Here is an 18777-nt window from a genome sequence, read left to right as displayed (position 1 = left end):
GTCAGAAAAGTAGTCCCTCGCCATCTTCTGTGGGTGACTGAAAATGCCTCTCATGGTTGAGCTCCAGAAGTCGGTCCAAGATCTCGGTACGAGTACGCATCGGAAACGTGTAGCGCACGCCTTGGCGAGTCTCATGGAAGCCATGCTCCAAGCTCAGGTCGGTCCACCCGTAGGCCTCTGAGATCACGTTATCCACGGCTCGGTGACATTGTCGCAGAGCTTCGATTTCCTCATCCTTTGAAGCGGGATCATGGAGAAGGTTGTAGAGCTTGGTCAGCCCCACACTTCGTTGAGCCATGATGGAGCGCCGGGTCCGATCAAGTTCAGCACCTGCAGCGATCATGGAGGTACTGCTAGCTGGCTGCGGCATTGTCTCGTAGATGTCTGACGGCGTGTATCGGAGGTCTCCCTTGAGGCTGGATCCGCGTGTGATCGCCCACGAGTAGTGAATGCCGCTGTTAAGCAACGCCAAGTGGGAAGAGTCCGCGGTTGTGAACACCCCGAGCATGTGCGAGAAGACCTGTCCTGTCGGTACCGGAACCGGCATCACGGTTCGCGACACGAGCGCTACCACCAAGACACGGTCTAGCTTTCGGATCTTTGAGTACAGGTCTGGCCTGCTGCGCTCGTAGAGCCACCACTTCTCGCGCGCGTTCTTGCTGTGCGTGATCTTCAGTCGTTCGGGTTTCACGTCGCGTTCCACGATGGCGAAGACGTCGGGATACTCGCGTGCCTGTTCCTCGGGCCAGTCGTGGAAGTTGATCACCCAACGGCTGGCCGAGCAGTCCGGACGGGAGTTGAGGTCTTCGCCGTTGAGGTAGCGGAAGAGGACGTCGCGGTTGCGTGGATCCCGGTGGATGAGTTCCTCGGCTTGCTGGGGCGACAGGATGAATCCCTTGCCCAGGACGTAGGAGCCGATATAGGCGCCTGGTCGCCCCGGAGTGTCCCCAGATACCAGTCGATACGGCCGCCCCTTCACCCGTGACTGCGGATCCAGCGACGTCGTGATGCCCCGAACCTTCTCACCGTCCAGCACTCTGTCCGCCTCGTTCGCGAGCGGCGGCACCGAAGTCCAGACGGCGCAGTACTCCAAGGCCGCCGACTTTGAAGGCCAGGGTGCGCTCTTCACCGCCCGCCGGATGCTGACCTTCCTCTTCTCCTCCAACTGGTCCAGGCCGACCTCACGGGTGTCGCCTTGAGCCAGAGTGTTGGTGGCGATGAGTCCCGTCTGGCCATGTTTGTTGAGGAGCTGGTGAGCGCGGAGTTCGAAGTAGGCCACCAAGTCGGCGCTACCACGCTTCTTGTCAGCGAGGTAGTCGACCATGTACTCGCGGTACGCCTCGCCCAGAGCGCCCGTCAGTTTCTGGCCGCCGAGGAACGGCGGGTTGCCGATGATCGCGTCGAAGCCTCCATGTTCCGTGAAGACCTCAGGGAAGGTCAGGGGCCAGTGCAGAGGTCGTCGGGCCAGCCCTCCGCTCGGGGCTTCGGAGGAAAGCCACTCTTCAGCGGTGTCATGGGCTTCCCGCACTTCATCCGCGTCTTCCGAAACCTCCTCATCGATGATCCGTTCCACGATGAGCTCAGCCTGCGGGAAGAGATCCTTGATGCGCTTGCCGCCGTCCTCCGCGTACCACTCGATGCGTCCCGAGGCACAGGTAGCCAGTGCCGCACCGGCAAGAAGGTCGCCGACAAGCCGTAGCCGTGCGGAGTGACGGTTCACCTCGGAGAGCTTCTCCCGTTTACGCTGCAGCGCGACCAGGTCCACACCCTTGACCGAAGTGATCGCCAAGCGAAGGTCCTTGAGTTCCTTGGCCTTCTTCCTCAGTGCTTCCGCGCGCTCGTCGGCGTGCTTGGTAAGGAGGCTGCGCTTCTCGCTCGGTTCCAGGTGTTCCGCTCTGATCTGCTCCATGTTGTGCACACCCAGCAGCGAGTCCCCCGCCACCAACCGGTCGTCCAGGAAGGTGAACGGGCGGGTCGGGTCCATGGAGACCAGCCACAGCGACAGTTTGGCCATCTCCACGGCCATCGGGTTGATGTCCACCCCGTACAGGCAGTGCTCGATCACCTGGCGCCGGGCCTCGATCACTACCGGGTCGGACTCCGCGTCCGCTGCCGTGACCGCGTCAACAGCGCGCCCCGCCCGGTACTTGACCGCCTCCTCGCGGCCCTCCCGCTCCCACGCCTCGATCAGCCGATCCCCCAAGTACCGGCAAGCGGCCACCAGGAACGCCGCCGAGCCCATCGCGATGTCCGCGACCTTCAGCTCACGGATCCGCTCAGCTGTCTTCGGCACCCAGGCATCCCTGTCCGCCGTCTGGAGCGGCCCCGGCTCGTACACCAGCGGCTCCAGCGCGTGCAGCACGACCTCCTCCGCCAACCGGCGCGGGGTGTAATGCGTACCCGTGTTCTTCCGCAGCGAGGACTCCGTCACGAACAGCGCGCCCGCCGGGATGACCACCGGCAGGTCCCGCAGGTCCCTCCGAATCACACCGAAGAAAGGCAGCAGACGTTCCGTCAGGGCCGCGTCGCGGCAGGCTGCGAGCAGCAGACGCTTCGCCTCCGTCGCGGCCTCCGCCTTCGCCGGGGCCAGCAGCTTCTCCAGCCGCACCGCGCTCGCCGGCGGCTTGGGGTCCTTCCACGTCTCGTAGATCTTCTTCGCGAGGGTCTTCACGTCCCTCGACGTCGCCGCCAGGGACTCCAACTCCCTCAGCGGTACCTCGTGTTCCACGCCGTCGGGGCCGATGAGGCCGACCATCGTCTCGACGGCGCGCCGAGCGTCGTACGAGAGCAGGCCCTCGTACACGTAGCCGATCTCCTCCACGCCCAGCGCGCGGAAGCTGAGCGTGCGGGTCTCCCTCTGCCTGCCCGTGCCGACACGGACCTCCTGCACGGACTGGAGCATGTGCAGCACCGTGCGGTCGTCGATGGGGAGAAGGGGGAAGCTGTTCTCCAGCCAGGGGTACTTGTCCGGATCGAAGATGGAGCCGTCGTACGCCGGGAGTTCGAGCTCAGGGTGCAGCACTCCGCCGTGCACTGCGTGGAACAGCGCGATCAGGCGGTGCCAGGCGGCGGTCGTGTACTCCAGGGAGGCCTCGCCCTCGGCGTCGGCGCGGGACTTCAGCTCGGCGCGCAGGAAGCGGGCGGAGTAAGAGCGGGCGTAGACCTCGTTGTCGGCGGGCAGCAGTCCGCGTTCCTCGGCGAAGAGGAGGAAGACGACGCGCATCATGACCGCGACCGCGCCCCGGTAGACCTCGCTCGCCTCGACGCCGCTCGCGCGCAGGCCGGGGGCACCGCGTTCCATGGCGCTGGCGTCGGCGCGGCTGATGGCGTCCACCAGTTGCTCGACGGCCTGGCGGACCTGGATGCCGAGGGCCTCGGTGACCTCGTCGCCCGCGTCGAGGCTCTTCCTCAGCAGGCCGACCAGAGTCTCGGACTCGTCGTACTCGAAGAAGCGACGGCGGCGCAGCAGGGAGACGAAGGCGCGGACGACCGTGCGTTCGGCGGCCTCGTTCCAGCCGATGGCGTCGAAGACGGCCGTGGTCGTGACGCCGCCGACCGGGGCCCAGACCAGGCACCACCAGCGGCCGTCGGTGACCAGGCCGAGGGGTACGTCGTGGTGGCGCAGGAGTCGGGCGAGGCGGTCGGCGGGACCAGCCGCCCAGTCGTCGCCCCAGCTCGGGCGGGCCGTTGGGGCGGTGCCGCTGGGGATGGTCATGCCCAGCATGCGTACGCGCTTGGCAGCAGACCCCGTGTCCGGTTCGGCGGCGAGTTCCGCACCGGGCTCGGTGAGCGCGAAGTCGGCGCGGACACGGGCGTTGTGCTCGGGGACGTCGAGAGTGAGGCGGTCCAGGGCGAGGTCGTCGTCCTGGCCCTCGCGCAGAACAAGCGCATCGCCCCACTCCAGCAGGGAGCGCAGGATGTAGGCGGTCCACTCGTCGCGGCCGGCGGTGGTGTCGGCCTGCCAGTCGGCGTGGCGGGCGCGCAGTCGGGTGCGCTGGTCCTTGTCGAGGGCGTCGAGCTGGGGCCAGGCCTGAAGCAGCACGGGCATCGTCAGGAAGGGGCCGGAGACCTCGGTGAGGTCGAGCCATTCCTGGTGCTGGCCCCGGCCGTCCATGGCCTTGGCCCTGGCGGCGGCGACTCCACGGGAGGAGCCACGGAAGGTAGAGGCGGCAGGGCGGCTCATCGGCTGGCTTCCTTTGCAGGGATCACGAGGACGACGGCGACAGGGAAGAGGTGGGAGCGCGGCTCGTGGTAACGGGCCGCGATGGCAGCGAGTTCGCGCTCGCGTTCGGTGGCGAGGCCTTCGATGCGGGCCTGCCAGCGGTCGCGGTCCTCGCGGTACTGGCGCTGTTCGGCAGTGGTCACCTCGCGGGTGCCGAAGAGGGCGATCTGCTCGTTGGCTTCGTCGCCCTCCTCCTTGAGCTTGGCGCGCAGGGTGGCCTCGAAGCGGTCCAGGGTGGCCTGGATGCGGTTCTCCTCCTCGGTTCGGCGGGCGGCCAGCGCCGATTCGAGGGAGGCGCCGCGTTCGCGGGCGCGGGCGGCAAGGGAGTCGTAGAGGGGCTTCTCCAGCCGGGGCCAGGCCTCGGTGAAGGCGTGTCGCAGGTCGGGAGCGGCCCCGGCGCCGTCGGTGAGGGCGCGGGCGAGGACGGCGCCCTGAGTGCGTACGGACTCCCAGCGGCGGAAGCGGCCCGTGTCGCCGAACCAGCCGCCCGCGTACAGGATCTCCTCGTGCAAGCGGGTGCCGTCGGCGCCGACGAGGACGTACCGGGCGTAGGCGGAGACGAGAGCGGTCTCCACGGCGGGGTCGTCGGTGACGACGGCGGTGACGCGGTGCAGGCCGACGGTGTCGGCGTTCCACACGGCGGCGGTGAGCAGGCGAGTGGAGAGGGCGACGAGCGGGTGCTTGAGGTGGGTGAGGACCACGTCGTCGCGACCGAGCGCGGCAACCCCCGGGTCGAAGGTGACGGGGCGCTGCTCGGCGGGGCGGAGCTTGTGGGCGAGGCCGCGGGTGGCGCGTTCCCAGGTGCCGGAGAGCGGCGGGACCGTCCACAGCCCTTCCAAGTCCTCGCTGTAGTACGGGGTGAGGGGCTGCTGGTGGTCCAGGGCGAGCGCGGTGTCGACGACCCGTTTGATGTTGGCGGGGGTGAGGCCGAGGGTGTCGACGGTCTCCTGGTACTGCTCTGCGAGGCGCTTGGCCTGGGCCGTGACGTTCTGCTCGGAGGCCACGGTGCCGCCGGTGCGGCGGCCGGCGATCTGCTTCGGCTTGGCGTTGTCGATGTCAACGGGGGTGGTGTCGCCGGTCATGCGGCGCTGAACAGCGTCGGCGATGACGGCGTTGACGGAGCCCAGGTCGGCTTCGGTGCGGGCGATTTTGCGGGCGATGCGGGAGAGGAACTCCAGGTCGGCCTCGTAGGAGCCAGCCGCGGCCTTCTCCCAGCCGGCGCCAATAAAGTGGGTGATCTCCGGGTCCTTCTTCTGGCCCCAGCGGTCGATGCGGCCGATGCGCTGTTCCAGCTTGTTGGGGTTGAAGGGGATGTCGTAGTTGAACAGGCGGTGGCAGTGGTTCTGGAGGTCGATGCCCTCGCTGGCGGCGTCGGTGGCCAGCAGGATGCGGACCTTGCCCTCGTCGCTGGCGGGGTGAGCCTGGAAGCCGAGGCGGATCTGCTCGCGGTCGTCGGTGTTGAGGCCACCGTGCAGGATGGCGACGCGGCCGCCGTCGGTGAGTTCCTCCTGCTGGAGCAGGTTGAACAGCCACTTCTGGGTGTCGCGGTACTCGGTGAAGATGATGACGCGTTCGTTGGTCCAGAACTGGCCGTCGGGGCGGCAGATTGCCTTCAGTTCCCTGATGAGCACGTCGGCCTTGGAGTCGGCGGCGGCCTCGTGGGTCAGCGCCCAGCGCTCCATCTGCTGGAGCAGGGTTAGCTCCTCGCCGTCCTCCTGCGGGGTGAGGCTGGTGGAACGGGTGAGGGCGTCGTCCTCGGCCTCCACCAGTCCCAGGTCGTCGAGTTCGGCGACGAGGTCGGGGAAGTCCTCCAGCCACTCTGGGACTTCGGCGGCGGCCGAGCGGGAACGGGTCCGGGTGTCGTCCAGGTGGGAGAGGTAGACCTGGACGGTGTGCAGGAAGGCGGCCGGGGAGGAGAACAGTCGCTTCTTCAGCAGGAGGGTGACGAGGTCAGCGGCGCGGCGGCCACCGCGGGCCTTCGGGGTCATCCGCTTGCGGCGCAGGTCGGAGAAGCTGCTCAGCACACCGTGGATCTCGCGCTCGGGATCGGTGTACTCCACGGGAAGTTCGCGGGGGTCTCGGCGGGTGCGGAAGCGGGGGGAGCCGTCGAGGTTGGTAATGGTGGACTTCAGGCGGCGGACGACGGTCTCCTTGCGGGCCTGCTCATCGGGGTCCACGCCGCGGGCGAACTTCTGGTTGTCGATGAGCTCCAGCAGCGCGGTGTATGACTCGGGGTAGCCGTTGTGCGGGGTGGCGGAGAGGAAGAGCCGGTGCTCGAAGTGCGGGACGAGGCGCCGGATCAGCTTGGTCTGCTGGGAATCGACGGCGTACACCTGCTTGGGCGCGGCCGGGGCCACATGGTGGGCCTCGTCGAGGACGAGCAGGTCGAAGAAGCGGCGCTCGGTGCCGTCGTCCTTGGTCTCCTGGCGGGGCGGGACGACCTCGTCGAGGAGGCGCTGCGCCTTGGTGCCACGCAGCCACGGCAGGGAGACGATGGTGAGCGGGTGTACGCGGAACGGGTTGGCCGCGGTGCCGTGGGTGCGGCGCAGCCGGGCGCAGTGCTCGGCATCGACGATGGTGAAGTCCAGGCCGAACTTCTCAGCGAGCTCGTCACGCCACTTCAAAGTGAGGCCCGCCGGGCAGATCACCATGACGCGGCGGGCCCGGCCGCGCAGCAGTAGCTCCTGGACCACGAGACCGGCCTCAATGGTCTTGCCGAGGCCCACGTCGTCGGCGAGCAGGAGGTTGACGCGGGGGGCGCCGACGGCTCGCGAGACGGGTTCGAGCTGGTAGGGCTCGACGGCGACACCGGAGCGGAACGGCGCTTGGAGGGTCTTGACGTCGGCGGAGGCGACGGCCGACCAGCGGACGGCGTCGAGGAACGCGGCGAGGCGGGACGGCGGGTCGTACTGGCCGGTCGACGCGTCGGGCAGGGAGCCGCGGTCGAGGATGCGCCTGCCGGGCTCGACCTCCCATATGACAGAGAGGGTGTCGCCGAACCGGCCGTCGGCGACGGATTGGAGGTGGACGAGCGTGGCGGCGCGACCGCTGGTGGGCGGGGCGGGCTCCACGCGGGCGACGACCCAGCTCTGGCCTCGCACTTCGACGAGCTCACCGTCTCCGGGCAGTCGCTCCTCCGGAGTTGTCGCGCTCCGCTCCCGGTGAGCTGTCTGCATCATCGGTGATCCGCCTCCCCTGTGGCCTGGCATACGGCCTGAACCCTACGCAATATGGGGTGTCAACCCCGTCCCCGGCAGTAAGCTAACACCAGCAGAGACACTGTGAACAGAGTTCACGCACACCCTTCAAGATTTTGCCAGCATTCGGTCAAGGCGGGCAATCAGGCTATCCGTCCGCGCGTGCCGTTCGTCGTTGACCGGGAGAATTCGCTGCTGCTCCTGCCCCAGGGCGGTGAGCTGGTCACGTGCCTCGCGCAGCTTCCCCGTCCGAGCCACGAGCGAGCCGATCCGGAACCTGGTGTCGAACACGCTTCTGTCAGCGACGCCGAAAACATGCTGTTGCACGGGCAGGAGGCCCTCGAACTCGTGCAGCGCCTCGTTGGTGCGCCCCAGCTCGGCCAGACACGTGGCCGCGCCGGCCCGGCAGGCCAGCACATCCCGGTCGGTCGCCGGTCGGCGGCGGCGGAGCGCGCCGCCGAGTGCGAAGTAGCCGTCGTAGGCACGGTTGAACTCCTCGGCCTTCAGCAGGAGATCGCACAGGGTGAGCCGCGTCGGCACGGACTCGGTGTCGTCGAGCGGACGGCCTGCCTCGCGCAGTCGCCGCTCCAGCGCGGCGGCGGCCCCCACGTAGTCGCCACGGGCGGCCTGGTCCAGGACATCCTGGGGCACGGCGGCGGGCGCGGCCGAGGGTCCGGAGGGTGCCGGGCGGGGGACGGGAACCGGCCGCCGGGACGGGGCAGGGCCGGTGGAGGCGGAAGAGGACACGTAAGCGGAAGCGGACCTCACGGCGCCGGATCCAGCGGACGGTTGCCGGGGGGCGGCCCGGTCGGGCGGCTGGGTGAGCCAGGTACGCGTCGTGCCGTGGACCTCCTCCGCCGTGGGTCTGTCGTCGGGGGACTTGGCCAGCAGACGCATGACGAGGGAGGTGAAGTCCGCGGGTACGTCGTTCCTGAGATCCCCTAGTGGGGGCGGCTCCTCGTACGCGTGCCGGTAGAGGAGCGCCACGGCCGTCCCCGCAGTGAAGGGCGGCCGGCCCGCCAGGATCTCGTACAGCACACAGCCCAGGGAGTACAGGTCGCTCCGCTCCGTCGCGGGCCCACCGTCCGCCTGCTCCGGCGAGATGAACCCCGGCGTGCCGAGCACTTCCTGGGTACGGGTGAGCCGGGGCTCGTCGGGATCGGGCTCCATGACCGCCGCGATGCCGAAGTCGAGCACCTTCACCGTGCCGTCCGGCGTGAGCATCAAATTGGACGGCTTCAGGTCCCGGTGCACGACGCCGATGCGGTGGGCGTGGGCCAGGGCGTCGGCCGTCTGTACGGCGACCCCGGCGGCGAGGTGAACGGAAAAGGGGCCGTTCTGTTTGAGGAGCCGGGAGAGAGTGTCGCCGTGCACGAGTTCCATGACGAGGTAGAGCCCGTCACCGTCGTCCACGTCGAGCCGGCCCCACTCGTGGACAACCGGCACATTCCGGTGCCCGATCCGGGCGGTGAGCCGGGCCTCACGCATAAACCGCTGCTCCATGCGGTCGAGATCGGAGCCGCGACCGCCCGCCGACAAGAACTTGACCGCCACGGGTCGGTCCAGCCGTAGGTCCCGGGCCACCCACACCTCGCCCATGCCGCCGCGGCCGAGGCGGTCCGTCACCTCGTAATGGTCCTTGATCCGTCGTGTCACGCCGTACTCGGCCCCCTGCTCGGCTTGCGCGGTCACCCGTGCGGCATATTCTCACCCCGCCGGTGACCGGGCCGTCACACCGGGTACGGGCCCTGCGGGAGCACGAACGGACGGCGCGGGTCCTCGGGGCCGAAACCGCGCAGGGTGCCGGGTCCCGGCCGGGCGGCGGGCAGCCACGGCCCGAGCGCGCCGTACACCTCGGCGGCCGAGGCGGGCCGGTCCTCACGGTCCTTGGCCAGCAGAGCGAGGACCAAGTCCTGGAGAGCGTCCGGTACCGGCACGCCTGCTTCGGCGAGGCCCGGCGGTACGTCGTGCAGGTGCCCGCGCAGGACGGCCATCGGGCGGTCGCGGGGGAAGGGCGGGGCTCCGGCGAGCATGTGGTGCAGCAGGCAGCCGACGCTGTACAGGTCACTGCGTCCGTCGAGGTCCGGGACCCCGGACAGCAGCTCGGGCGATGCGTAGAGGAGGTTGCCGGGCTGCTCACCGGTGGCGGTCAGCCTCGGACCGTCGTCCGCCATCAGCTTTACCAGACCGAAGTCAAGGATCTTCACCACGCCGTCGCGGCGGACCATTACGTTCTCGGGCTTCAGGTCGCGGTGGACGAGACCGGCGGCGTGCGCGGCGGCGAGGCCGGAGCAGATCTGGGCGGCGACGGCCGCGGCGGAGGCCACGTCGAGTCGTTCCCGCTCGTCGAGGACCGTGCCGAGCGTCGCCCCGTCGACGAGCTGCATCACGAGCCAATGCGTGTCGCCGGTGACGGATGCGTCGTAGACGGTGGCGATGTTGGCGCTGTCGAGCGTCGCCGCGGCCTTCGCCTCCCGTACGAAGCGCCGCCGCGCGCGTTCGCGGTCCTCGGCCTCCGAGAGGAGTTCCGCGGCGACCGTCTTGACAGCGACCGGACGCCCCAGATGCAGGTCGCGTCCGCGCCAGACCTGCCCCATACTGCCCCGGCCGAGCGGCTGTTGCAGTTCGTAGCGGTCGCCGAGCACGGCTCCCCGACGGATGTCGTGCACGCTCTCTCCCCGGCCGGTGACGGTCAGTAGAGTGATCGTAGTCCTGGGAGGGTCAGCCGGAGGGGGACGGGGATGGCGACGCTGGGTATGCACCGGGACTTCCTGATGGAGTTCGCGGCACTGGAGAAGCCCGTCCAGAAACGCGTCTTCGAGGTGTTCGAGAAGTTCGCGACGGCCACACATACCGGGCTGCACCTGGAGAAGCTCACGCACCAGAAGGATCCGCGGCTGCGGACCATCCGGATCAACGACTTCTGGCGAGGTGTCGTCCTCAAGGCGGAGTCGGGGGACAGCTACCTGCTGCTCAAGGTGCTCCCCCACGACAAGGCCAACGACTGGGCCGCCAAGCACCGGGCCTCGGTGAACGGAGCGACGCAGGGCATCGAGATCCGCAACGACGTCGGCCTGGAGCGGGCCACGGCCGGGCTCCGGGCGCGGGCGGCCGAGGAGCCCTCCCGGCTCTTCCCCGCCTCGGAGTACCCGGACAAGGTGCTGCGCAGCCTGGGAGTGGACGAGGAGATCCTGCCGATCATCCGTCTCGTCCCGGACGAGACTCATCTGGAGGCCTTGCACAAGGTGCTGCCCGAGCAGCAGTACGACGTGCTCCTGGGGCTCGCCACCGGGATGGAACCGGCCGAGATCGACCGGGAGATCGTCCAGGCGTACACCCGGGCCGCACCGCGGTCGGCCGACTCCTCCGAGGAGGACGAGCTTGCCACCGCCATGGCCCGTTCGCGCGGCCGAGTCGCCCTGGTTTCCGGGACCGAGGAGCTGCAGGAGATCCTGGAGCGGCCCTTCGACGCCTGGCGGGTCTTCCTGCACCCGAGCCAGTACCGGGTCGCGTATCAGGAGAGCTATGCCGGGCCCGCTCGTGTCACAGGCGGGCCGGGCACCGGCAAGACGGTGGTCGCCCTGCACCGGGCGTACCACCTGGCGCGGCGGCTGCCCGCCAACGCACGCGAAGGGTGCGTGCTGCTCACCACGTACACCAAGGACCTCGCCGCGGAGCTGGAGCGCTGCCTGGCACTGCTGGTCACGGACCCGGCGGTGCGCGCGAAGATCCGGGTGGTGAACGTCGACGCGCTGGCCAACGAGACAGTGCGGGCTGAGCGTGGCGGCGCCCCGCTGAAGCTGGTCTTCGACCAGAAGGAGATCACGGCCCGATGGGCGCGGATCGCCCGCAGGGTGGAGGCCGACTTCACGGATGTGTTCCTGGACCAGGAGTGGCGGCACGTCGTCCTCGCCCAGGCCCTCACCACACCGGAGGAATACCTGAAGGCGCCGCGGACCGGCCGGGGCAGCGCGCTGGGGCCGCTGAAGCGGCTCCAGGTGTGGCGGGCGGTCGCCGCGTTCGAGGAGCAGCTGCGGCAGGCAGGTGAGTGGACGTTCCTCCAGGTGTGTGCGGAGGCGGCGCGGGTCATGGACGGGCGCGAGGAGCGGCCGTTCCGGCATGTGGTGGTCGACGAGGCGCAGGACCTGCACCCGGCGCAGTGGCGCTTTCTCCGGTCCCTGGTGTCACCCGGCTCCGACGACCTGTTCCTCGCTGGGGACACCTATCAGCGCATCTACGGCAACCGGGTCTCGCTGCGCTCGCTCGGCATCCAGGTGGTGGGGCGTTCGCACCGGCTGCGGGTCAACTACCGCACCACGCAGGAGATCCTCGCCTGGTCCGCCTCGCTGCTGACGGGTGAGGAGCCGGACGACATGGACGGGGCGAAGGAATCACTGGCCGGTTACCGCTCCACGATGCACGGCGAACGGCCCGAGACGTCCGCGCACGCGGCCAAGACCGAGGAGACCGCGGCACTGGTGTCCCGGGTGGAGAAGTGGATCGCCTCGGGGGTGGAGGCGGAACACATCGGTATAGCGGTGCGGTTCGTCCAGTTCGGCCGGGACATCGCGGGGGCCCTGGAACGGGCCGGGATCGCGGCGCGCGTGCTGGGCGCCGGGCGCGGCGGCCCAGGGGTGCGGATCGGGACCATGCACCGGATGAAGGGGCTGGAGTTCCGGTGCGTGGCGGTGGCCGGGGTGAACGACGGCACGGTGCCGATGAAGGCCGCGGTCACTGCGGTGGAGGTCGACGCGCAGCAGCACCAGGAGGACCTGAACAGCGAGTTGAGCCTGCTGTTCGTGGCATGCACGCGGGCGCGGGAGGCGCTGCGGGTGTCCTGGCACGGCGAGCCGAGTCCGTTCCTGGCACCGGTCACCGGCCCGCGCCCGTAGCGCCGCGAGCGAGTCTGACCTGCGTGGGGCCCCGCGGGCGTCCCCTGAGCCCCACGCACGCGACGAATGCGGAGTGTCAGAAAGTGCCGGGGTCCTCGTCCAGCATGCGGCGGGCCTCCGCGAGGGCGACCGTGTGCGCGAACCACTCCAGCACCGCGCAGATCTCCTCACTGTGCCCGGCGAAGACCTCCACCGGAAAGGAGGGGCGCAGGTCCAGTTTGGCCTCGGCCAGGTCGATGCCCGCGATCCCGTTCAGCCGGGTCATCAACTCGCGCCGCAGCGGCTCATCGTCGAACGGGGGGCGCCGCTTCAGGTACTGGAAGACGACTTCAACCGTGCCGGAGACCGGGTAGATCGCCAGCGGCCACAGTGCACGGGTGTCGAGCGTGCCGCCGAACCGCGCCATGGGAAAGCAGCTGGTCTCGCTCGCCCGGCCGTAGGCAAAGTGGCCGCCCTGCTGTTCCCAGAAGCGGAGCGCGTCCAGAACACCTTCGGCGGTCTCCTCGGTCTGGTTGTCACGCAGTTGCGCTTCGAACCGGTCGGCCGCCGCCTGCTGCTCATCCTCGGTCTGCGGGGACGGCACGGCCTCCTCGGAGATGTCCTTGCCCAGCAGAGCCGCCAGGTCAGCCGTCGTCAGCCGATGGGAGCGGCGGGCCCGGCCGGCATCGTCGAAGGGAACGCCCTCCGCCTCCAGGCGAGTTTGCGCATCCCCGGACTCCTGGCCGCCGGGCCACCGGAAGCCCGCCGAGACACGGCCGTCCGCCGTCAGCACCCGGTAGGCGCCGTGCAGGCCGGCCTTGGACGCCAGGTGCTGACCGACCGGGACGGCATGGGTGCCGATGAGCGCCGCGACATCGCCGTACGTCGTCCACGTCCCGGCCGGCATGGCAAGGAGCGCGTCCCGCAGCTCCTTCCAGCCGGACCACTCGTCGTCCTCGGGGACCGTACCGGCGACGGGGCCGGGCCACAGCCGCACTGCCCGGTCGGCCAGGTCGGCGGCGCGGTCGAGGATCTCCGCCCTACCCCACCGCTCTCGTCCGGCGATCTCCTGGTTCATGCGCAAGGCGCTGGAGTCCAGGATCTCCTGCTTGCGGCGGAACGGATGGTTCGAGAGCTTCGCGTTGTCGGCGGAGAGGGTCAGATTGCCCAGTGTGTGGACGAGCAGGGCATGGAGCTCGTCCGGGCCCTGTCCGTCCTCGGTCTCCTCGGCGAGCAGGTCCAGCCACTGGTGTGCGGGGCTCTGCGGCAGTACGTGCTCGACGGTGAGACGAGCCTTGGCGTAGTCGACCGGCTCGCTCGCCCCGTAGCTCTCCTCAAGCCTGCGCAGCACCTGATACCGCTGATTGCTGCGGCCCGCCTTGTAAAAGGGCCGGGTGCGGATCGCTTCGCGGACGGCGTCGTCATCGGGCCAGACGCGTGCGCCCGCCTTGTTCTTCGACAGGAGGCGGCTTACGGCCTCCGCCGGGTCCTCGTCCTTCTCCAGCTCCTTGGGCATCTCCATGAAGACCCGGTTGCTGCCCGTGGTGGAGTAGCCCGCGAGGAGACGGCGAACCATGTAGCTCTCGGCGTACGCCAGTGCCCGGGCGGCCTGATGGGGCGTGGCCTGTCCGCCGTCCACCCGGTCGAGCAGCTGGAGCGCCAGCGGGTAGTGGGTCTGACCGCCCCAACGGGACAGTCTTTCCAAGACCTCGCGCAGTTCAGGATCGGACTCCCGCGCGGGTTCCAGAATCCGCATCAGGCGTTCGGCCCGCCGGGCGAGGGACTCGATCTCGGCTTCGAGTGCCGCTTCATCCGTGCTCAGGGGTTCCAGACGCTTCTTCTGGTCGCGGTAGATCTCGCTCTGCTTGGCCCGGCTGTTGCCTGCCACGACCAGGTCGAGCCAGACCAGGAGTTCGAGGCTGGCCGGGCCGAGCAGTTCCTGCATGGGCAGCCAGCGGTTGCGGTAGACCGACTCGCCGCGGGTCGGCAGGCACATGAAGAGGTAGTTGCGCAGCAGGTCGCTCTGGCTGAGTCCGACACCGGTGTTGTTGATGGACTCGAAGATCCGGTAGACGTTGTCGCCCTCGGTCGCGGTGATCTCGACGATCGACAGCAGACCGCTCAGTACGGTCTCCACCGCGTCCGTCCACGCCTCGCCGTCGCTCTCCTCGCCCTCGGTCAGCGCGGCGAGGAAGAACCGGTAGGCGGCGCCCACATTGCCGGGGCCGCCGGCCTTGGGTGAGCTCTCGACACAGGCGGTGAAGGCGTCCCGGTCCGCCTGCGTCGGCAGGAGCCGGTAGTGGTCGTCTCCGCTCCGGTACTTGTTGACGAGCACGAGGTCATGGATTCGGTCGGCTTTCTGTTCGGCGCCGCGTTCGCGATGGCGGTCGCGCAGCGCGGTGAAGGCGAGCATGAGAGTGGTGAGCCGCTGCTGGCCGTCGACGACGAGCCAGCGCTGCATGCCGCCCGCGGTGATCCGGCCCGGCGCCAGCACCACGGAGCCGAGGAAGTGCGCTGCGGGGGCCCGCCCTTCCAACTGCTCCTCGACCAGCTCCTGCACGTCGTCCCAGAGTTGCTGCAGCTGCTCCCGCTGCCAGCTGTAGGTGCGCTGGTAGAGCGGCACCTGGTACTGCTTCTCACCCTGGACGAGCTCTTTGAACGTGGTCTCCTGAGCGTGCACGCGCGCCTCTCCCCAAGCTGTCTCGATCGCCTCCCCATCTTTCACCATCGGGGCTGCAGGAAGGGAGCGACCGAAAGAACTCGACGCCGGACGATGCGTTTATAAACTAAGTCAAGCAACACACGTCCGTGTGCGCGGTATGCCGGTAGCGTAGGCCGCCGCACCGTCATGCACAGCCCAGGTCTGTGCCACATCCGGAGAGTCCGATGCCCGATTCCGCAGAGTCACCCACAGTGTCCGTGCCTCTCGCAGAGGTCGCGCGGATCGCGGGCGTGGGACGTGCCGCCGTCAGCAATTGGCGGCGACGCCACGAGACCTTCCCAGCACCGATCGGTGGCACCGACGCGAGCCCGCTGTTCTCACTCGCCGAGATCGAGGCCTGGCTGCACAGGGAGGGCAAGATCAAGACCGCCGTTGAGCCCTTGGAGCGGCTCTGGCCGGAATACGAGGCTCTGGGGGACCGAGACGCGATGGGCCTTCTCGTCGCGCAGGTGGGCCTGCGGCTCTGCGGAGAACCCGAGGACTCCGAGGAACCGGCGGAGGGCGCATCGGGAATGCTCGACGAGCGGCAGTCCGATCTTTTGAAGCGGACCCTGCAACTGGCCGTGGCCAAGGGCCCGGCGGAGACCTTCGGGTTCCTGCTGGAGCGGTGGCTGCGCACCCACGTGCGGCAGATCGCCGTCACTCCGGATCCCCTCGCCGAGCTCATGGCGGAGATCGCGTCGGTCGTCCATGATGGCGCGGTCCGTACGGTTCTCGATCCTGCCTGCGGCGCCGGGACGCTGCTGCTGTCGGCGGGACGGCGATGGGGCGGCTCAGCACTGGCCGAACTGCGGGGGCAGGACAGGGACCCGGTACTCGCGTCTTTGACGCGAGCCCAGTTGGCCGTCGCCGGCTACACGGGGGCAGCCCCACCGAAGGTCATGGTCACGGCCGCCGACACCCTGCGCGCCGATGCCCACGCGGATGTACGGGCCGATGTGGTCCTGTGCAACCCGCCCTCGAACGAACGTGACTGGGGGCATGCGGAGCTCGCGACGGACGCACGCTGGGCATTTGGTCAGCCGCCCCGCACGGAGTCGGAGCTGGCCTGGGTCCAACACATCGCCGCAGCTCTGGCTCGGGGCGGAGTCGGGGTGATGGTCCTGCCGCCCGCGGTCGCGGCCCGGCGGGCCGGCCGGCGTATCCGAGCGGGTCTGCTGCGCGCGGGTGTGCTGCGGACCGTGATCGCCCTGCCGCCCGGCGCCGCGCCTCCGCACGGGGTCGGCCTTCACCTGTGGGTGCTGCGGGCAGGTGGAGTCGGTAAGGAGCCGGAGACCTCCCCAGCCGAGATCACCCTGGTGGACACCGTGGGCGGCGGCGTCGACTGGGCCCGGATCACGGAGCAGGTCGTGAAGGCCCTCCAGGGGGTAGGCGGGCCGGGAAACGTAACGGTTCCGGTCATCGACCTGCTGGACGAGGAGGTGGACCTCACACCGGCCCGGCACATTCCGCGCGGTCCTACCGCCGACCTGGTCGGACTGCGGCGGTCGTGGGCCCGGTTCGATGCCCACACGAGCGAGCTCCGCGATGCGGCGAGCATTCTGGCGGCCATGGAGCCCGTCGAGGAGGGTGGCGCCGCCCCGCTCATCACCGTTGCCGATCTTGAACGCGCCGGAGCGCTGGAGATTCAGGGTGGGCAAGCGCTGCCCGAAGCCGAAGTGGAGCGGGGCGCGCGCCCGGCGGACGGCGTGCGGGTGCTGACCGGTCTCCGCCTGCCTGGGGGCCCAGAGCTCTGGCTCCCAGCGGGAGCGGCGGCCCAGGGGGAGAAAGCCGGCACCCTGACCGTCACGGCATCACAAGATGTCGTCGTGTCCATGCTGGCCCGCGATTTCGACGTCCATGTGGACACCGAAGCGCCGTCGGTTCTCGGGCCGCAGCTCTGTGCGCTGCGTGTGGATCCCCCGGTCCTCGATCCCTGGTTCCTGGCAGGCTGTCTGCGGGCACCCGACAACGCCCGCCGGGCGGGCACGCATGCATCCACGACATCCCGTGTCGATGTACGGCGGCTGCGAGTGCCCCGGTTCTCCCTCGAGGAGCAACGGCGGTACGGCGAGATCTACCGCAGGATCACGACGTTCGAAAGGGAGCTCCAGGGGCTCCGTCGGGTGGGCGGCGAACTCGTCCGGTCGCTCGGTGATCTGCTGGCCCAGGGCCAGTTGCCGCGCGCTTAGTCTTCGTGACCAGTCGCGCACCAGTCGCTGCCGGAACGCCTACAGGGCAGCCAGACGGTCGACGGGGGAGGAGACCTCGGCCCCGAAGCCCCGCTCGCCCAGTTCCAGCGCGACCTCACGGCACCGGGCGACCAGGCGGGCGGGCGGGGAGGCGAGCCGCAGCGTCTCCGAGACTGCCTCTTGCCAGTCACCGAGTGCGCCCCGCAGATCGCCTTCGGGCACCTTGCATTCGGCAAGGCCGACCCGGGCCTCCAGCATCAGTGCTCGGAGGCGAGGATCCGCGCAGTCGCCGAGCGCCGCCGCCACCTCCTCGTACAGGCCCCTCGCTCGCCCGGTGTCGCCGTCGAGGCGCGCCGCGTCCGCGCACACCAGCCGCGCGTCCACGACAGCGGGTTCCCCGGGCCCCCACGCGGACACGGCGCGAGCGAGTACCGAGGCGAGCTGCTCACACTCGGCACCGGGTCCGATCGAGTTGAGTTCGGCCCTGGCCAGGGCGATCCGGTCAGCGAATTCCCCCCGCCCCGGCCAGGAATCGCGGCGACGGCGGCCGCGCCGGGGGCTTCTCGGGCGAACGCTGCCGGCTTCCTGAACGGGCGGTCCCCCGCGCAGCCGGTATCGGGCTGTGGGGTCCGGATGCAACTCGGGGTTGGGGCCGGGATCGCCAGGGGCGGGCAGGTGCCCGACGAGCACAGCAAGAACTTCGCCGACCGCCGCCGGGCGGTCGGCGGGCGTCTTGCCGAGCAGATCCCACACGAGGTCGTCGAGATCCTCCGGAATTCCGATGTTGATATCGCGGAGCCGGGGAGGAAGATCTTCGAGGTGCTGCGTGTCCTTGTTCCGGTCCGGCTTGTCCTCGAACGGCTTCTCGCCCGTGAGCAGCTCGAACAGCACGCAGCCGAACGCGTAGAGGTCCACCGCGGCGGAGATGTCCTGCTGGCCACGGAGTTGCTCCGGCGCCATGTAACCGGCGCTGCCCGGAGTGGCGCCCAGCGCGGTGTAGCGCGTGGCGTCGGGGTCGGTCAGGTAGGCGATGCCGAAGTCGAGCAGCTTCACCAACCCGTCCGCAGCGGCGATCACCACGTTGCCGGGCTTCAGGTCCCGGTGCACCACGCCGTTCGCATGGGCGTGGCCGAGTGCCTCGGCGGTCTGGACGGCGATCGCGACGGCCGCGCCGAAGGGGAATGGACGGCGCAGGTCGAGGAGTTCACGCAGGCTGACCCCGTCGACGTACTCCATGACGAGGTACGGCTCCTCGTGGTGGTATCCGCGGTGCAGCAGACGCGGGATGGCGGGATGGTCCAGCTCTTCGAGGATCGCCCCCTCACGCTCGAACCTCTTCATCAGTTCCACTCGGCGCCGGGTCCGTTCAGCTGCGCTGAACCGGCCCTGGGTGTAGGCGTCGAGGCGCAACGCCTTGACTGCGACCAGCCGTCCGGTGGCGGTCTCCGTCGCCGTCCAGATGCTGCCCATGCCGCCCTGATCGAGCGCTTCCTCGATCCGGAAGCGTCCGTCGAGGACTTCCCCGGTTTCCACTCGTACCCCCGGTTCACCGCAGCACCATGCCACGCACACGATAGCGGTTCACAAGCCAACC

General features: G+C 69.4%; 8 protein-coding genes. 2 read left to right on the top strand and 6 right to left on the bottom strand.

The features are described from left to right. Nucleotide 1: 1 nt before the first annotated feature. From OG828_RS09870 to OG828_RS09855, 4 genes are all read right to left on the bottom strand, one after another. Entirely contained in the window at nucleotides 2–4183 is a 4182-nt protein-coding gene (locus tag OG828_RS09870) for an Eco57I restriction-modification methylase domain-containing protein (RefSeq protein WP_328500856.1), read from the bottom strand. Continuing rightward, nucleotides 4180–7401: a DISARM system SNF2-like helicase DrmD gene (drmD, locus tag OG828_RS09865; protein WP_443062383.1), complete on the bottom strand. Its 3222-nt coding sequence runs from the start codon at nucleotides 7399–7401 to the stop codon at nucleotides 4180–4182. Before drmD ends, OG828_RS09870 begins: the two co-directional genes overlap by 4 nt. A gap of 126 nt (nucleotides 7402–7527) precedes the next feature. After that, on the bottom strand, nucleotides 7528–9111 hold the full coding sequence (locus OG828_RS09860; RefSeq protein WP_328500855.1) for a serine/threonine-protein kinase: 1584 nt from the start codon (nucleotides 9109–9111) through the stop codon (nucleotides 7528–7530). Nucleotides 9112–9149: 38 nt separating this feature from the next. Continuing rightward, nucleotides 9150–10088: a serine/threonine-protein kinase gene (locus OG828_RS09855; protein ID WP_328500854.1), complete on the bottom strand. Its 939-nt coding sequence runs from the start codon at nucleotides 10086–10088 to the stop codon at nucleotides 9150–9152. 72 nt (nucleotides 10089–10160) lie between these two features. Between OG828_RS09855 and OG828_RS09850 the strand changes: the two genes are divergently transcribed. Beyond that, a complete protein-coding gene (locus OG828_RS09850) occupies nucleotides 10161–12311 on the top strand; it encodes a UvrD-helicase domain-containing protein (RefSeq protein WP_328500853.1) in 2151 nt (716 codons plus the stop codon). 76 nt (nucleotides 12312–12387) lie between these two features. On the opposite strand, the gene OG828_RS09845 is transcribed toward OG828_RS09850, so the two are convergent. Further along, nucleotides 12388–14970 carry a GmrSD restriction endonuclease domain-containing protein gene (locus tag OG828_RS09845; RefSeq protein WP_328500852.1) on the bottom strand — a complete coding sequence of 861 codons (2583 nt, stop codon included), beginning with the start codon at nucleotides 14968–14970 and terminating at the stop codon, nucleotides 12388–12390. Between the two features lie 206 nt (nucleotides 14971–15176). On the opposite strand from OG828_RS09845, the gene OG828_RS09840 reads away from it, so the two are divergent. Then, on the top strand, nucleotides 15177–17183 hold the full coding sequence (locus OG828_RS09840) for an N-6 DNA methylase (protein WP_328500851.1): 2007 nt from the start codon (nucleotides 15177–15179) through the stop codon (nucleotides 17181–17183). Between the two features lie 39 nt (nucleotides 17184–17222). On the opposite strand, the gene OG828_RS09835 is transcribed toward OG828_RS09840, so the two are convergent. Further along, on the bottom strand, nucleotides 17223–18716 hold the full coding sequence (locus OG828_RS09835) for a serine/threonine-protein kinase (RefSeq protein WP_328500850.1): 1494 nt from the start codon (nucleotides 18714–18716) through the stop codon (nucleotides 17223–17225). Nucleotides 18717–18777 lie beyond the last annotated feature (61 nt).

The sequence above is a fragment of the Streptomyces sp. NBC_00457 genome, from assembly GCF_036014015.1.
Lineage (GTDB): Bacteria > Actinomycetota > Actinomycetes > Streptomycetales > Streptomycetaceae > Streptomyces.
Note: the sequence above shows the minus strand (reverse complement) of the source record. Positions and strands in the feature narration are given on the sequence as shown.

Excerpts from the sequence above, each read along its gene's own strand:
- OG828_RS09870 (WP_328500856.1), bottom strand. The coding sequence starts at position 4,183 with ATGAGCCGCCCTGCCGCCTCTACCTTCCGTGGCTCCTCCCGTGGAGTC.
- drmD (WP_443062383.1), bottom strand. The coding sequence starts at position 7,401 with ATGATGCAGACAGCTCACCGGGAGCGGAGCGCGACAACTCCGGAGGAG.
- OG828_RS09850 (WP_328500853.1), top strand. The coding sequence starts at position 10,161 with ATGGCGACGCTGGGTATGCACCGGGACTTCCTGATGGAGTTCGCGGCA.
- OG828_RS09840 (WP_328500851.1), top strand. The coding sequence starts at position 15,177 with ATGCCCGATTCCGCAGAGTCACCCACAGTGTCCGTGCCTCTCGCAGAG.